Genomic DNA, 16,469 nt, shown 5'->3' on the forward strand with positions numbered 1-16,469 from the left:
CCCCGCCCGTCGTCGCCGGCACTCACTCCTCCGCGCGGCTCATCTCGGTCAGGGCGGGCCGCGGGGCCGACACGCCGCCCGTGGGCTCCGTGTAGAACTGCTGCGCCCACTGCCGGTACCGGCCGATCGGACCGTCGCCCTTGGCGAGCTTCGGCCGCTCGACGTGCTCCTGGTGGTGCCACATCAGCAGGTCCGCGCCGGTGTCGACGCGCGCCACCCGCTGGAGGACCGTGCTGAGCAGCCGGGCGGCGGGCATCGCCGCCGCGCGCCCGATCCGCTCCGGCACGCCGGGGACGCCCTTCAGCTCCAGCTTCGTACCGAACCGGAGCTGGATACGTCCCGGGCCGGTCGCCGTCGCGTGGAGCATCACGTAGAGGTGGCCCGCGTCCCGGGGCAGGGCTGTCGACGCCGCGATCGTGGCCAGCCCGATCACCGTGAGCGAGTACGACTGGCGGAACCCGCGCATCATGGTGCCGCGAGCCGTCGCGGTGACCGTACTGACCGGTTCCCCGGCCACCGGTGAGCCATCGATGTCGAGACCCTTGAGCCCGTGCAGCGCCGGCAGGTGACCCCAGTCGAACGCGTTCTCGATGACGTCCTGCGGGTGGCCGGCGAGGTCGAAGGTGTCGTGGCTGAACGGCTGCCGGTCGTCCAGGGGGAGGACCGGGACCTCCCACCGCGGGGGCAGCCCGAGGGCGTGCCACCACACGTAGACCGCGCCGTTGGCCTCGCACACCGGGTACTGCGCCAGCGACGCCTTCGGCGGCGGCTTGTCGTAGCCCGTACGCACACAGGTGCCGGCCGGGTCGAACGCGAACCGGTGGAAGGGGCAGACGAGGTTCTCGCCCTCGACCGATCCGCCGACGCCCAGATGCGCGCCCAGATGAGGGCACCGGGGCGGGACGGCCCGCAGCACGCCCTTGGCCGTCCGGTACAGGACGACCTCCGCGCCCGCGAGCGGACGGGTGACGACGGACCCGGGCCGCACCTCGTCGGTGAAGGCCAGGCAGAACCACCCGTCCGGGTACGGGAGGGAGGGCGCGCGCAGGGTGTCGGCCGGGGCCGCACCGGGCAGGGCGACCCTCCGGGCGGAGAGAAGCTGCTTCACCAGCGGCTTCAGGTGAGGCTTCACGGCATCACTCCTGGTGGGTCACCGGGCAGGCGGTGACGCCCGGCTGCGTGGACGGCTGGAAGGACCGCGGGACGGGCGGCTGGACGGGCGGCTGGACGGACCCGGGCCGCGGCACCGCCGCGCGGAGCCCGGCGTCGCCGCCCGTCCGCCGCTCACCGAGCCGCAGACTCAGCCCGCGTGAACTCAGGCTGGTCTCCACCTTGGGCCGGAATGGCTCGTCGCCGACGGGAGACACCTCCCAGCGGGCGACGATGGCGGTCAGGGCCAGGATCGCCTCGCTCAGGGCGAACTGGTCCCCGATGCACTTGCGGGCACCCGCGCCGAACGGGATGTAGGTGGCCCGGTCGGGCTGGGCCCCGAGCCAGCGGTCCGGGTCGAACCGGTCCGGCTCGGCATAGAGGTCGGGCCTGCGGTGCAGCAGGTACGGGCTCAGCACGATGGTGCTGCCGCCCTTGAGCCGTACGCCGCCGAGTTCGGCGTCCTCCCTCAGGACGCGGGTCATCATCCAGGCGGGCGGATACAGCCGCAGCGCCTCGGTCACCACGCGGGTGGCCAGCCCGAGCGAGGGCAGGTGCGCGGGATCGAGCTTCTCCCCGTTCAGTACGGTGTCGGTCTCGGCCTGGAGGCGGTGCTGGACGTCCGGGTTCGTGGCCAGCAGGTGCAGCGCCCAGGCCAGGGTGATGGCCGTGGTCTCCATCCCGCCGAGGAAGAACGTGAGGGCCTCGTCCGCCAGTTCGGCGTCGTTCAGTTGCTTCTCGCCGTCCTGGCTCTCCTCGTCGACCGCCGCGACCAGCGTGGAGAGCAGGTCGGCGTGATCGGTCGGATCGGCACGCCGCTCGGCGATGATCTCCGAGATGGTGGCCGCCAGCCGGTCACGGGCCCGGTCGTACCGGCGCTTCTGCCGGGTCGGCAGCCGGCGCAGCAGGGCCGGTGTCATCATCCGGCGGAAGAACGCGCTCACGATGGTGGCGGTGTCGGCCAGGGCCTGCCGCATGGTCTCCGCCGGCAGCGCCCCGCTGAAGATCGTCTCCATGGTGCCCCGCGTCGTCAGCGTCATCATCTCCTGGGTGATGTCCAGGACGTCGCCGTCGCGCCAGGTTCCGGTCTTCAGTTCGGCCGCCCTGGCGAACACCGCCCCGTACCCGGCCAGCCGGGAGGGGTGGAACGACGGCTGGCACAGCCGCCGTTGCCGCCGGTGCAGGGGGTACGCGCAGGTGGACAGGCCGTCGCCGATGACCTCGCGGATCCGGTCGTAGATCGGGCCGCCCTTGTCGAAGACGCGGTCGTTCAGGAACACCTGACGGGTCAGGGCCGGATCACAGATCATCACGGCGGTACTGGGGCCCAGCCGGACCCGGACCATCTCCCGGTACCCGGACAGCGACATGATGAACGCCAGCGGATCGCGGAGCAGGGGCAGCGCGTGGCCCAGCAGCGGCAGGGCGCGCGGAGCGAGGGGAACCGACGCGGCGGTCGCCGTACTCGTGTCAGCCATGGACAGCTTCTTTCTGTCGGTGGGTCGCCTGTCGGTGGGTCGCCTGTCGGTGGGTGACCGGCGGGTGCTGTGGCGACGGATCGCGGGTGATCTCCAGCAGCGCGGTGGTCCAGCGGAAACCGACCCCGAAACTCACGACGAGGACACGGTCCCCGGCCCGTAACGTGCCGGCGCGGAACGACCGGTCGAGGGCGAGCAGGATGTCGGACGGACCGGCGTGCCCGAGGTGCCGGCCGTAGGTCCAGCTGGTGTCGTCGGCACGGAGACCGAGCGGTGAGCCGCTGAGGAGCATGTCGAGCACGACCGACCCGATCGCGATGGGCACCACGTGCGAGACGTCCGCCGCTTTCACCCCGGCCTCGTCGAGAGCGGTCTCGACGCAGCGGTGGGTGGCCCGTCGCAGCACGTCGATGTGGGGCAGGAACCCGGTCTCCTCGACGGGAAACCGCCGGGCGGCACCGGTGTACCCGTGCCGGGCCCTGGTCTGCGCCTCCAGTTGGGGCTCCGTGACATGGGCGGTCGCCACCAGCCGGGCGAAGCCCGTGCCCCGGGTGAGGACGGCGGCGGCGCCCGCGTCCCCCGCCACGTAACCCAACTCCCGCGCATAGCCCCACCGTTCGTCCGGGAACCGGACCCCGGTCGTGACCAGCGTGGCTTTCGCGTCCGGCCGGGCGGTGAGGTGTTCGGCCGCGGTGACGAGCGCGGCGGCCCCGCCGTCGCTGGCCGCGCCGACCTCGATCCAGGCCGTGTCCCTTCCCCCGAGCACCCGCATCAGGTAGGCGGCGGGCGTGTAGTGGTCCCCGTCCTGGAACCCGGCGTGCACGAGCAGGCTCAGGTCGGCACTCGCGACGTCCGCGTGGCGCAGCGCCTTGAGGCCCGCCCGGGCCGCCATCTGCGTCGCCGTGCTGTCCGTCGAGACGGCGGCCGAGGTGAATCCGTTGAGCGCCAGCAGGGAGGGAGGCCCGGTGGCCGGGCCGTCCCACGGGTCCTGCTCGGGTTTGACGGGGGGTACCCAGGCACCCGTCCCGGCGATCGTGATGTCCTGCCACAACACTGCGGTCTCCTCGGTTGTCACTGAAAGGGCGACGTGTCACAGGGCGACGTGTCACAGAAGGGGCGACCGGTGAACGCGGGCGCCGGGCCTGAGCACCTCTCCGCTGTGGTCCGGCGCGTGCGCGCCGACACCGGTGATCCGGGCCAGCACCCGGCCGTACCCGGTCACGGCGGTCAGGGCCCCGGTGGCGAAGTCGCAGTGCAGCCGGATCACCGGGTTCTCCGCGCTGAGCTGGCAGTCGTTGCCCGGCCCGCCGAGATCGACCTCGTCGAGGCCGGCCATCGGGCCTAACGGGGGCGGGCGTTCACCGCGCGGCGGCAGCAGCAACAGCTGCGCCATCGCGTCCAGCAGCAGCGCCGGTACGGTCATCCCCGCCAGGGCCGGGGCCCAGGCGGCGTGGTCGAGACCGAACCTGGCGCTGCTCCCGTCCGGCCCGAGGGCGTAGTCGCGGGTGCCCGCGAACGGGCCGGTGAGCGAGATCGGCGGGTCGGGGGAGTAGACCGGCATCGCGAAATCGGGTTCGGGCTCGTAGGACGAGGAGTCGGGGGGCCGGGCGAGCGTGCGGAAGCGGTCCGCCAGTACGACCGTCGTCTCGCACAGCAGGTCGTTGAAGCGCAGCACCTTGCCGTTCCTGCCCAGGCGGTGGGCGGTCATCCGGACGGCCACCTCGGCGCGGTCGCGCTTCCGGCTCGTGACCCGGGCCTCCACCGCGACGGTGCGCGGCGGCCCGGCGAGCCTGACCGTGACCGACGTCCGGCAGACGAGACCGCGGAACCCGGTGACCACGAGGCCGGGGCAGAGGGGCGCCGCCGCGCCGGCCGCGGCCTCCAGGACGAACGTGCCCGGCAGGGTGTACTCCCCGTTGACCCGGTGGTGGCGCATCCACCGGCCGTCCCGCTCGGCCAGCGTGCGCGGATCCCAGGTCTTGGTGTAGACGGCCCAGGTGCCGCCCCGGTGCAGGACACCGTCGAGCAGCGGCGTGGTCAGCGCCGGGTCGGGCGGCGCGGGCGGCGGCGCGTCCGGGGCGGGGACCGGCGGCTCGGCGGCGGAACCGTACGTACTGATGCCGCGCCGGGCCAGCAGGACCCGCTCCTCCTCGCGGATGAAGAACGCGACCCCGTTGGCCGGTGGCCGGGTCACGGCGGAGAGGAACTGCGCGCATCCTTGCGCGGTGCTGATGTAGGCGTCCATCCGGTTGCGCTTGAGGGTCTCCCGCATGGTGGCGCTGCTGGCGACGCCGACCTCCCGCCAGCCGCTCCAGAGGATCGCGAACTCCTGGTGGCCGTCGGGGCCGTGGCGCTGGGCCCGGTGGCTCGCGTACGCCAGGTATTCGTTGACGGCGCAGTAGTCGATGTCACCGGGCGCGGGAGCGAGGGTCGCCAGTGTGCTGAAGTTGCACCAGATCCGGGGCAAACGCCCCGCCAGGGCCCGTTTGAGGTTGCGGTAACCGGTCGCCTTGGTGGCCCGGACCGCCCGGAAGTCGGCCAGGGTCTTGGCATGCAGCGCGCGCGACCGCAGGTCGAGGACGGTGTTGACGAGCAGGTCGATCCGTCCGTGCCGGTCGAGCACCTCGTGGAGGAGGGCGGCGGTGCCCTCGGCGTCGAGGACGTCGCACACCCGGTGGTGGACCCGGTCCGGGCCGCACAGCTCCGTCAGCCGTTCCACCGTACGGCGCACCTCCAGGCGTGCCTGGGCCTTCTCGTAGGTGGCCCGCAGCTCACCCACCGACGCGCCGGGGTGTCCGCGGCGTTCGGCGGCGATGAACTCGGCCTGGGGCGGCAGCGCGTCGCCGGTGTCCGGCAGCGGGGTGCGGCCGACGACGTACAGGTGGGGCCGGTCGGTGGCGCGGGCGACCGCCTGGAGCAGTTCGGGGGTGATCCCCCGGGCGCCACCGAAGGCGACCACGACCGCGCCGGGCGGCAGCGGCGCGTCCCCGGCCGGGGGCGGTGCCGTGTCGTCGTCGGCGACGGCCAGCGCGGACCAGGCGCCGCCGCGACAGGCCAGCGTGTGTGTCGGCACCTCGGCGGTGCCCGCCCGCGCCAGCTGTTCGAGGGCGGTCGCCGCGTCCGGCGCGTCGGTGAGGAGGAGCACCCCGCCGCATTGCGGGACCTCGGACCGTACGGAGCGGACGAGGCCGGAGAACAGCCCGCTCAGCGGGGGCGGCAGGTCGTCCGGCAGCTCCCCGAGCAGGACCCCGCCGAGCGACCCGCCGGAGCGCAGCGCGGGCAGCGCCGCCTGGAGCGTGGTGAACGTGAGGTCCTGGAGCTCTTCCATCCGGGTGGCGTCGGCGTCGTCGCTCCCGCTGCCGGGGACGGGCAGCCGGGACAGGACCCGGATGTGGCGGGGGACGAACGGCAGGCCGGCCAGGGCGCCGGGGGCCTCCTCGGCCGGGACGTGGGTGGCACCCGGGAGGCCCGGCCGGGGCGACCAGACGGCGACGTCCGGGGCGGTGACCGCCGCGGCGAGATCCGGGACGTCGGTGAGGACGACGGTGCCCGGCGGGAGCGGCGGGGTGGCCGAACCTCCACGCGGCGGGGGTGCCGGTGCCGGGACGAGACGGAAGGTCTGGCGGCGGCCGGTGAAGACCCCGGAGTGTTCGGATCCGGCGCGGCCGGGTGCGCTGCGTTCCGTCACGATCCGGTCCGGTGCGCTGTGTTCGGGCGCGGTCCGGTCAGGAGTGAGGTGCCCCGGTTCGGTCCGGTCAGGCGCGGGGTCCCCCGGCCCGGTGCGTAACGGCTCCTCCGCCTCTTCCCGGTCCTGGCCGCGGTGAGGCGGCCCGGCCGGCCGGGTGAACCGGATCGCCGGTGATCCGGCGGCGGCGGGCGTCACGACGGTGTCCGTCCCGGTGACGACGGCCCGGACGACCGTCAGCAGGGCGTCCAGCGACAGGTAGGTGTGTCCCGCGCCCGCCAGCACGGGAAGGGAGTGCGCGGGCGTGCCCGCGTCCCCGGAACCGGCGCCGCCGACCGTGGTGGAGAGCGTGCCGAGCACGGGCAGGTGGTGCTCCAGGGCGGTGGAGCGCCGGGTGACCGCCAGGACGGCGGCGCCCTCCGCGATGGACCGGCCCTCCGGCACCAGCCCGGCCAGGTGGCGGTCCCAGCCGCTGATCGGCCGCAGGCACACCGCACCGACGAGCGCCAGGTCGCAGGCCCGGTGCCGGAGCTGGCGCAGGGCCAGGTCGACCGCCGTGTGCGCGGAGTCCCGCTGGGCGTAGAGGCTGGTCCCCATGCCCCGGAAGTCGTAGTAGTTGGCGGCCCGGCCCGACAGGATGCAGGAGACCGCCCCGGTGAAGTCGTCCTCGTTCAGGCCGCCGGGGATCACCCCCTCGGACTCGGCCATCCCCTTCGTCAGGTACTCCTTCAGGGTCTCCGCATGCGCCGGGTCGGGCAGGATGTCGAACGTGGTGGCGCACTCGGCGGCGTGCACCCGCAGCGCGGCCCGGGTGTTGTGTGTGGTCGGCAGTGTCGATCCCACCATCACCGCCGTGGTGGGCCGCAGGCCGACGCCCGGCTCGCCGAGGTCGTCCAGCAGCGGGCCGAGGGCCTGGAGCACCATCAGGTGAGCGGCGTCCATGTGCCGCATCGTCAGCGGCGGGATGCGCACCTCACGCGGGGACGGCAAGGGGTACGGCGTACCGAAGCCGGCCTCCGGGAGCGGGCCGTCACCCCGCAGCCAGGCGGGCACCTGGGCGCGGTCCAGACCGGGCAGGTGGGTGTTCCAGCCCACGACGACCAGGTCCTCCGTGTCGGCGGCCACGTCACCGCCCTGTCTCCGCGCGGGGGCGGCCCGCGGCACGCGGTCGGACAGGACCACGTGCGCGTCCGCCCCGCCGAGGCCGAACGACGACACCCCGACCACGCGGGGCCGTGCGTCCTCCGGCGGCCAGGGCGCGTCCTTGACCGGTACGGTCAGCCGCGTGCCGTCCTCCAGCAGGGGATGCGGATCGGTGACCACGGGCTGGCCGGGAACCGCCCCGCGTTCGAGGGCGACCAGCGCGTGCGCGACCGAGACCAGGCCCGCCAGCACACCGGTGTGCCCGAAGACCTGCTTGTTCGACGTCAGCAGGCACGCCCGCCGCCGCGGCCCCAACCGCGAGAGCAGCGAGCGCAGTTCGATCTCGTCGCCCACCGGCGTACCCGTGCCGTGTGCCACGACCCAGTCCACGTCGTCGGCCTCGACGCCCGCGTCGGCCCAGGCCCGGGAGATCGCCAGCTCCTGCCCCCGGGTGGCCGGGGCGTGAATGCCCTTTCCCCGGCCGTCGGCGGCGAGCCCGGTGCCCCGTACGACACCGAGGATGGGGTCGCCGTCCGCCACGGCACGCGCGTACGACTTCAGGGCGAGCGTGACGGCGCCCTCCCCGATGATGGTCCCGTCGGCCGCCCGGTCGAAGGGGCGGATCCGGCCGCTCATCGAGATGCCCTGGGCCCGGCAGAAGAGCGTGAACCCGATCGGCTCGATGATCGACGTACCCCCGACGAGCGCCACGTCGCAGGAGCCCTCGCGCAGGGCCTTGACCGCCGCGTCCAGGGCGAACAACCCGCTGGCGCAGGCCGCGTCGAGGGTCAGGTGCTGCGCGTCGGCGGGGATCAGGCCGCGCAGCGCGTTGCGGGAGACGGACGCGGGCAGGTAGTCCTGCGGGTTGCCGCCGTCGCCTCCGTAGTGCGCGCCGATGGCGTGGTCGGCCAGCTCGGCCAGCCACTCGCCGTCCCCGCCGGCGGGGATCGCCTCGCGCACCATGCGCCGGTACTCGTCCCCCAGCACGACACCCTGGGGACCGAGCCCCGTCTGGTCGTGGATACCGGTGGTCGCGGCGAGCCACCGGTCCGCCGGGCGCCGCCGTACCCCGGCCAGGGCCTGGACGGCGCAGTGCCGCAGCCAGCGGGTGGTACGCGGCCACCCGGGGTGGCCGGCGTTCCCGTCCGGTTCGGTGAGCGAGGCGGGATCGGGGACGAAGTCGTGGAGGTACCCGGCCTCGCGGACGTAGAAGGAGTCGGTGTCCTCCCGGGTGGGTGCCCAGAAGTGCTTCAGGTCGAAGGCGGACGGCTCGCTGGAGAGCAGGGCGCCCTCGCGCAACCGGTCCCAGAACTCCGCCGTGTTGTTCGCGCCGGGCAGGGCCAGCCCGAGCCCGACCACCGCGACGGCTCCGGGGTCGGTCTCCGGGGCTCGGTCCGGCTCCGGCTCCGGGGACGTGACGGTCGCGGGTGCCGCTGCCGATGCGGGGGCAGGTACGGGCGCCGGCATCGGCGCCGGGGCAGGCGCCGCGTAGGCAGCAGCCGGTCGTTCGGGCGCGGACAGGTCCACCGCGGGCGGTGTCGTGACCACGGGCGGTGTCGCCACCACGGCGGCCGGGACCGGTCGGCGCCGGGCGGGACCGGTCACCCGGTCCGCCAGCCTGCTGTGCAGCCGCAGGCCCTGCATCCCGCCGATGCTGATACCGCCGTCGGCGACGACGGTCTGCCCCGTGATGAAAGCGGTGTCCTCGTGCAGCAGGTGGACGATCAGCCGGGCCGCCTCCGGCGTCGAGAGCGTACGGCCCATCAGCTCGCTGTTCTCGGCCGGGCCGCCGGGCACCGCCGCCGGGCCGTCCAGATTGACGAGGATCTCGCTCACGACGGAGCCCAGCAGCACGGTGTTGACCCGGATGCCCTGGCCGACCAGTTCGAGCGCCAGATAGCGGACCAGCGACTCCAGGGCCGCCTTGGTGACGCCGCCGGGGCCGTACCCCTGAACCGGCTGGCGCGCCCCGACGCTGGACAGGCAGAGGATGCTCGCGCCCTTCCTGCCCGCCATCAGCTCGGCCGCCCGGCGCGAACAGTGGTAGGCGCCCATCACATTGGTGGACCACGCCCGTTGCCAGTAGGTGTCGTCGACGTCGAACAAAGGCAGGAACGCCCCGCCCGCCGCGTTGTTGATCAGGAAGTCCAGGCCGCCGTGCCGCTCCTGGACCAGGTCGAACATCCGGTCGATCTCGCTGGTCTTGGCCACCGAGGCGCGGATGAACTCGCAGCTGTGACCTGCCTCTTCCAGTTCCGTACGCAGCAGCTCCGCCTGCTCCACCGAGTGGAAGTAGTTGACGATCACGTGCGCGCCGCCTTCCGCCAGACGGCGGACGATGTCCGCGCCGAGGCTCTTCGCGGCGCCGGTGACGAGGGCGACCCGGCCCCGCAGGCTGTCGGTGGAAGTCACGCCGGAAGTCACGCCGGAGGTCACGGTGGAGGTCAGGGTGGCAGTCGGTTCGGAGGTCAGGGCGGAGGTCACAGCCCGGCCGCCTCTCTCCGGGCCCGCACGACGGCCTCCGCGATCCGGCGCAGTGTGCCGAGGGTCAGCAGAGAGGAGTTCGCCCGCAGACCGGGCAGGTCGTACCGGTCGGACACCCGCCCGAGCAGGGCTACTTGCTTGAGCGACTCCACCCCCAGCTCGGACTCCAGGCCGTCGTCCTCACCGAGCAGGTCCGGCGGGTAGCCGAGGAAGTCGCCGTACAACGTCCGCAACTCGGCCAGCACCGTGGTGTAGTCCAGCCCGGCGGATTCGGGCGCGGATTCGGGGGCGGATTCGGGGGCGGCGGGGGCCGCGGCGACCACGGCCGGGGCGGCCGGGGCCGCGTAGGAGACGGAGGCCGTGGAGGACACGGGGGCTCTGGGCGTGGGTACGACGGCCCGGTACGACGGAGCGGCGTCGGGGAGTGCCGGAGCCGGGCCGGCGGGTGTGAGTACGCCCACCCGCTCGGCGGCACGTTCCTGGCCCGACGGCACCGGCAGGCGCGGGCGGAACGGGCCGCCGCCACCGTCGGGCTCGGCGGCCAGCGCCCGGACGGCCTCGACCGGGTCGCTCTCGCTCAGCGGGACGACACACCGCACGCCGGGGATCGACGCCTCGACGAACTTGGTGACGACGGGCCACTCCCCGCACTCCACGAAGACGTCGGCGCCCGCCGCGTGCAGGTCACGGATCGTGTGCAGCATCCTGACCCGGGCGGTGAGCGCCCCGGCCACCAGGTCGACCGGGTCGTCGTCGCCGACGTCCCGCCCCAGCCAGGGGGAGCACACCCGCCAGCGCCCGGCTCCGTACGGCACCCGTGGCGCGGTCGCCCGCAGGTCCCGCGCGGCCTGCGCCATCGCCGGTGTGTGGGTCGGGTGCGGGACGTCCAGGCGGAAACTCGGCCAGCCGAGCGCGTCGGCGACCCGCTCCACGTGTTCGATCAACGCCTCGGGGCCGCTGATGACGCTCTGACGAGGGGCGTTCTCGCAGGCCAGGACGAGGTCGGGATGGTCGGCCAGGCCGGCGAGCGATTCCGCGCGGCGGCCGTCCACCCCGACCGCGAGCATCTTTCCCTGCCAGCCCTGCCGGGTCAGCACCTGCGACCGGGCCACGGCCAGCCGTACGGCGTCCTCCACGGACAGGTGTCCCGCGGCGGCCAGGGCCCACAGCTCCCCGATGCTCTGCCCGACGATCGCGACGGGCCGGAGGCCCTCGGCGATCAGCATGTCGTGCGTCGCGATACTGACCGCGAAGATCTCCAGATACTGCACCTCGGGCCCGCGCCGGTCGCTCGTCCCGTTGTCCTTGATCAACCGGGTGCTGATGTCGGGCAGTCCCGCTTCCCGGGCCGCCTTGTCGATGCGGGACAGCGTTTCGCGCACCGTCGCGTAACGGTCGTGCAGATCGCCCAGGATGCCCCCGCGTGGGGCGGCAACTGTGCCGGGCATGACAAAGACTGAATCCACCACGTGCATCACTCTCATCCCTGTCCCGGCCGCCGGCGAGGTCACCTCGGCGGCCGGGGCCCTGGCACGCCTGGACGGCGCGACGAATTCGTGGGTCCCGGTAAATGCGACCCTGATCTCTCCTCATTGATTGCCATTCCGCCGAATGCATAACCGCGGAGGCGCGCCTCAGATCCGGCCTAAATTCATGAGGGCCGTCATTCGCCAATCGTGCCCATTGCTTTTCATTACGTGTCCGCCACGACCGAAAAATTGTGGAGATTGGTCCGACATAACCCACTTTGATCCGGGTGTGATTGGGGTGTTCGGTCCGGATTTTCGCCACATCCCGACGGGAATTCGTGGCCGGGACCGATGAGGCAATGAACCGCAACACGCAAGAATTCATTTAAATAATGAGCGTATTGTGCGTCACCGCGCGAGTCGCGGTACGACCCCGGCCGGGGTGTCGGCCGGTGCCCTGGCCCCGCGCTCGTCCGCGTGTTACCAAGAGCCATGCCCGCACTCGCCTCGTACGACGTCGTCATCGTGGGCGGTGGCCACAACGGACTGGTCGCCGCCGCCTACCTCGCCCGCGCGGGGCGCTCCGTCCTGGTGCTGGAGCGCCTGGGGAACACCGGCGGCGCCGCCGTCTCCACGCGCCCCTTCGCCGGGGTCGACGCCCGCCTCTCCCGCTACTCCTACCTGGTCTCCCTGCTGCCGGACAAGATCGTCCGGGAGCTGGGGCTGCGCTTCGCCGTACGCAAACGCACCGTTTCCTCGTACACCCCGAAGGGCGGCGGCGGGCTGCTGGTGGGCGAGGGGCGCACCCGCGAGTCGCTGGCCGCGCTCACCGGCGGCGACGCCGAGTACGCCGCCTGGCAGGAGTTCTACGGCATGACGGCGCGGCTCGCCCGGCGTGTCTTCCCCACGCTCACCGAGCCGCTGCCCACCCGTGAGGACCTGCGCGCGCGGATCGACGACAAGACGGCGTGGCGCGCGCTGTTCGAGGAGCCCGTCGGCGTCGCGATCGAGGAGCGGTTCTCCGACGACCTCGTCCGGGGCGTGGTGCTGACCGACGCGCTGATCGGGACCTTCGCCGACGCCCACGACCCCTCACTCGTCCAGAACCGCTGCTTCCTCTACCACGTGATCGGCGGCGGCACCGGCGACTGGGACGTGCCCGTCGGCGGGATGGGCGCCCTCACCGACGCGCTGGCCGCCGCCGCGCGGACCGCCGGGGCCGAGATCCTCACCGGCCACGAGGCGACCCGGGTCGACACCGACGGAAAGCGCGCCGAGGTCTCGTACCGTACGGACGACGGCGACGGTGCGGTCGCGGCCGCGCAGGTCCTCGTGAACGCCTCGCCCCAGGCCCTCGCCGCGCTCGTCGGCGAGGAACCGCCCCCGCCCGCAGAAGGCGCCCAGCTCAAGGTCAACATGCTGCTGCGCAGGCTGCCGCGCCTGCGCGACGCGTCCGTGGACCCGCGCGAGGCCTTCGCCGGGACCTTCCACATCGCCGAGGGATACGGGCAGTTGGCGACGGCGTACCAGGAAGCCGCCGCGGGCCGGCCGCCCGCCGCGCCGCCGTCCGAGATCTACTGCCACTCGCTGACCGACCCGTCCATCCTCGGCCCGGGCCTCGCGGCGGCCGGGTTCCAGACCCTCACCCTGTTCGGACTGCACACCCCCGCGCGGCTGTTCGCGGACGACAACAACGCCGTACGCGCGGAACTGCTCGCCGCCACCCTCGCCCAGCTCGACGCGCACCTCGCGGAGCCGATCGCCGACTGCCTCGCCGTGGACGAGGACGGCCGTCCGTGCATCGAGGCGAAGACCCCGCTCGACCTGGAGCGCGAACTGCGGCTCCCCGGCGGCCACATCTTCCACCGTGACCTTTCCTTCCCCTACGCGGAGGCCGGGGGCGGCCGTTGGGGCGTGGAGACGGCGCACGCGAACGTGCTGCTCTGCGGCGCGGGCGCCGTCCGGGGCGGCGGCGTCAGCGGGGTCCCCGGCCACAACGCCGCGATGGCGGCGCTGGGCAGGTGAGGGCCGGCGCGCGGCAGGTGGGGGCGGGACGGTCGTACGGATGGGGGGATCGCGGTGGTCAGTCCTCCGACGCCGCCCACCCCACCGCTTCGATCCCCGCCGCGTCCCCCTCCCGCGCCTCGTCGAAGACCAGACGCCCGCCGTCCCCGACCCGCAGCCCGTCCACGTACACGCCCCGCCCGGCGTGCGGCCGGTCGGTGTCGTACCGCCAGCGCAGCCGGACCCCGCCGCCGCGCCAGCCCGTCAGATCCGCCGTCACCCGGTGCCACACACGGCCCGACCAACCCCCCACCGAGCCGGCCGGGTGCGCCCGGGGCTCCTGACGGTCCCGGGCACCGGCGCGTACGGTCGTGAAGGGCACCGGCCGCCAACCCGCCCCGCCGTCCACGGACGCCTCCAGGAACGCCACGTCCGCCCCGGGCTCGGTATCCCACCACAGAGCGGCCTCCAGCACGGCCGGTCCGCCGGCGAGCCGCAGCGGCGGCAGGGTGAGCGTGGCCGGGGACCCTGCGTCCGCCGGATCGCGGAACCACGCCGTACGACCCCGAACGGACCTGACCGGCACCGCCCGCGCCAGCCGGTTCGCCGCCGCGACCCTCGGGGCGCTCCCGGAACGCCAACCGCGCACGGGGTGCACGGCGTTGCTGAGGAGCACGAGGAACGAGTCGGTCGTCGGGTCGAGGACCAGGCTCGTACCGGTGAAGCCGGTGTGCCCCGCCGAGCCCGGGGTGGCCATGGCGCCCATGTACCAGTGCTGGTGGAGCTCGAACCCCAGACCGTGGGCGTGCCCGGGAAAAGCCGTGTTGAAGTCCGTGAACATCAGCCGCACCGACTCGGGCCGCAGGATCCGCGCCCGGCCGTACGCGCCGCCGTTGAGGAGCGTACGGGCGAGGATCGCCAGGTCCCGGGCGCGGGAGAAGACCCCCGCGTGGCCCGCGACCCCGCCGAGGCTGTACGCGTTCTCGTCGTGGACCTCGCCCCGTACCAGCCCCCGGTCGAGCCCCGACCACGGCGGACGGGAGTCCTCCGTGGCGGCGATCTCCGGCTTCCACGAGGCGGGCGGGTTGTAGCGCGTGCGACGCATCCCGAGCGGAGCGGTGATCTCGTCGTGGAGCAGGACGTCCAGCGTGCGAGCGGTGATCTTCTCCAGGATCAGCTGGAGGGTGATCAGGTTGAGGTCCGAGTACAGGTAGCCGCTGCCCGGCCGATGCGCCGGGGACTCGCTCCACAGGATCCGGAGCTTGCCCTCCCGCGTCGGCGCCCCGTAGAGCGGGACCCACGCGCGCAGGCCGGAGGTGTGTGTCAGCAGCTGACCCACCGTGATGTCCGTCTTGCCCCCGGCCCCGAACTCCGGCAGATACGCGGTGACCCGCGCGTCCAGGTCCAGTTCCCCGCTCTCGATCCGCCGGACCGCCAGGATCGCGGTGAACAGCTTCGACACGGACGCGAGGTCGTAGACCGTGTCCTCGGCCGTCGCGATCCGCTGATCCGCCGGGAACTCCACCCCGGTGCCGGTCCTCTCGTCGTACGCGCGGTAGCGCACCGCCGTCCCGAGGGCCCGGTGCAGCGCCACCGTCCCGCCGCGCCCGGCGAGGACGACGGCGCCCGCGTACCAGGGACGGGTGGGGGAGGGGCCGAGGAACGCGGTCGCGTCCGCGACCAGCCGCTCCAGTGGCGCCGCGAGCAGCCCGGCCCGCTCCGGGGAACCGCGCCGCAGGGTGGTCCGCCGCCGCAGCCGGGGCGGGACGGCGCCCGCGGCGTCCTCGGCCATGCGGCAGCCTCCTTCGGCCTCCTTGAGAGGAACATCAGCGGTGAGGCGGCGAAACTCCGCGCGCACCGAAGCCCTGAGGCAATGAAACCCCCGCGTCGCGTACGGCGCAGCCCGCCGCGCGGCCCTCCGCCACCTCTGGCAGCGTGACGCGCATGAGGACGGGCACCGGAATCCGGGCACTGACGTCCCGGTGGACCGTGGTGGTGCCGCTGATCGCGGTGGTCGCCCTCGTGTTCAGCTGGGGGCGGCACGTGCCGCCGTACGCGGTCGGCCTGATCGCCCTCTGCCTCGCGGGCGCCGTGCTCGCCGCCGTCCATCACGCCGAGGTCGTCGCCCACCGCGTCGGCGAGCCGTTCGGCTCGCTCGTCCTCGCCGTCGCGGTGACGATCATCGAGGTGGCGCTGATCGTCACCCTGATGATCGACGGAGGCCCCAAGACCGCCACCCTGGCCCGGGACACCGTCTTCGCCGCCGTCATGATCACCTGCAACGGTATTCTCGGCCTCTGCCTGCTCGTTGGGGCGCTGCGCAGCAGGATCGCCGTGTTCAACGCGCAGGGCACCGGCGCCGCGCTCGCCACCGTCGCGACCCTGGCGACCCTCACCCTCGTCTTCCCGACCTTCACCACGAGCCGCCCGGGTCCCCAGTTCTCCACCGAGCAGCTGGCCTTCGCCGCGGTCGCCTCACTGCTCCTGTACGGGCTGTTCGTCGCCGTCCAGACCGTGCGCCACCGCGACTACTTCCTGCCCGTCACCCAGGAGGGTGAGCTCAAACAGGAGGACACGCACGCCCCGCTGCCCACCCGCCGTGAGACCACCGTGAGCCTGGTGCTGCTCCTCGTGGCGCTGATCGCCGTCGTCGGGGACGCGAAGGCCGTCTCGCCCACCGTCGAGTCCGGGGTGGAGTCGGCCGGGCTGCCGCACGCCGTCGTCGGGGTCGTGATCGCTCTGCTGGTCCTGCTGCCGGAGACCATCGCCGCCGTACGGGCCGCACGCCACGAGCGCGTACAGACCAGCCTCAACCTGGCGCTCGGATCCGCGATGGCGAGCATCGGGCTGACCGTCCCGGCGATCGCCTTCGCGACGATCTGGCTGGACGGGCCGCTGGTGCTCGGGCTCAACGCCGTCCACATGGTCCTGCTCGCCCTGACCGTCGTGGTCGGCGCGCTGACCGTGGCACCCGGCCGGGCCACGCTGCTCCAGGGCGGGGTGCACCTGGGGATCTTCGCCGCGTTCGTGTTCCTGGCGATCAGCCCGTGAGGCCGG

8 protein-coding genes are annotated in these 16,469 nt (G+C 73.6%); 2 read left to right on the forward strand and 6 right to left on the reverse strand.

Annotation, left to right across the window (positions count from 1 at the left end; translation table 11 throughout):
• Positions 1–22: 22 nt before the first annotated feature.
• From OG349_RS33690 to OG349_RS33710, 5 genes are all read right to left on the reverse strand, one after another.
• Positions 23–1,132 carry a Rieske 2Fe-2S domain-containing protein gene (locus tag OG349_RS33690; protein WP_327238210.1) on the reverse strand — a complete coding sequence of 370 codons (1,110 nt, stop codon included), beginning with the start codon at positions 1,130–1,132 and terminating at the stop codon, positions 23–25.
• A gap of 4 nt (positions 1,133–1,136) precedes the next feature.
• The gene (locus OG349_RS33695) at positions 1,137–2,627 is read right to left on the reverse strand and encodes a cytochrome P450 (protein WP_327238211.1); all 1,491 of its coding nucleotides are present in this window, start codon (positions 2,625–2,627) and stop codon (positions 1,137–1,139) included.
• Entirely contained in the window at positions 2,620–3,681 is a 1,062-nt protein-coding gene (locus OG349_RS33700) for a 3-oxoacyl-[acyl-carrier-protein] synthase III C-terminal domain-containing protein (RefSeq protein ID WP_327238212.1), read from the reverse strand. The genes OG349_RS33695 and OG349_RS33700 overlap by 8 nt, the downstream gene beginning before the upstream one ends.
• A gap of 51 nt (positions 3,682–3,732) precedes the next feature.
• Positions 3,733–9,867, reverse strand: a complete 6,135-nt coding sequence (locus OG349_RS33705; RefSeq protein WP_327238213.1) for an SDR family oxidoreductase — start codon at positions 9,865–9,867, stop codon at positions 3,733–3,735.
• 68 nt (positions 9,868–9,935) lie between these two features.
• Entirely contained in the window at positions 9,936–11,387 is a 1,452-nt protein-coding gene (locus tag OG349_RS33710) for an acyltransferase domain-containing protein (RefSeq protein ID WP_327238214.1), read from the reverse strand.
• Positions 11,388–11,900: 513 nt separating this feature from the next.
• Here OG349_RS33710 and OG349_RS33715 point away from each other — a divergent pair.
• Positions 11,901–13,433 carry a phytoene desaturase family protein gene (locus tag OG349_RS33715; protein ID WP_327238215.1) on the forward strand — a complete coding sequence of 511 codons (1,533 nt, stop codon included), beginning with the start codon at positions 11,901–11,903 and terminating at the stop codon, positions 13,431–13,433.
• A gap of 58 nt (positions 13,434–13,491) precedes the next feature.
• Here OG349_RS33715 and OG349_RS33720 read toward each other — a convergent pair whose 3' ends face one another.
• Entirely contained in the window at positions 13,492–15,204 is a 1,713-nt protein-coding gene (locus OG349_RS33720; protein ID WP_327238216.1) for a serine hydrolase, read from the reverse strand.
• A 152-nt stretch (positions 15,205–15,356) separates the two neighbouring features.
• Between OG349_RS33720 and OG349_RS33725 the strand changes: the two genes are divergently transcribed.
• Positions 15,357–16,463, forward strand: coding sequence for a calcium:proton antiporter (locus tag OG349_RS33725; RefSeq protein ID WP_327238217.1), 1,107 nt, complete (start codon positions 15,357–15,359; stop codon positions 16,461–16,463).
• The last annotated feature ends 6 nt before the right edge of the window (positions 16,464–16,469 follow it).

This window comes from Streptomyces sp. NBC_01317 (genome assembly GCF_035961655.1).
Taxonomy (GTDB): domain Bacteria; phylum Actinomycetota; class Actinomycetes; order Streptomycetales; family Streptomycetaceae; genus Streptomyces.

Bases quoted from the DNA above. Each gene is read 5' to 3' on its own strand.
- OG349_RS33725 (WP_327238217.1), top strand. From the start codon at position 15,357: ATGAGGACGGGCACCGGAATCCGGGCACTGACGTCCCGGTGGACCGTG.
- OG349_RS33720 (WP_327238216.1), bottom strand. From the start codon at position 15,204: ATGGCCGAGGACGCCGCGGGCGCCGTCCCGCCCCGGCTGCGGCGGCGG.
- OG349_RS33715 (WP_327238215.1), top strand. From the start codon at position 11,901: ATGCCCGCACTCGCCTCGTACGACGTCGTCATCGTGGGCGGTGGCCAC.
- OG349_RS33695 (WP_327238211.1), bottom strand. From the start codon at position 2,627: ATGGCTGACACGAGTACGGCGACCGCCGCGTCGGTTCCCCTCGCTCCG.
- OG349_RS33710 (WP_327238214.1), bottom strand. From the start codon at position 11,387: ATGCCCGGCACAGTTGCCGCCCCACGCGGGGGCATCCTGGGCGATCTG.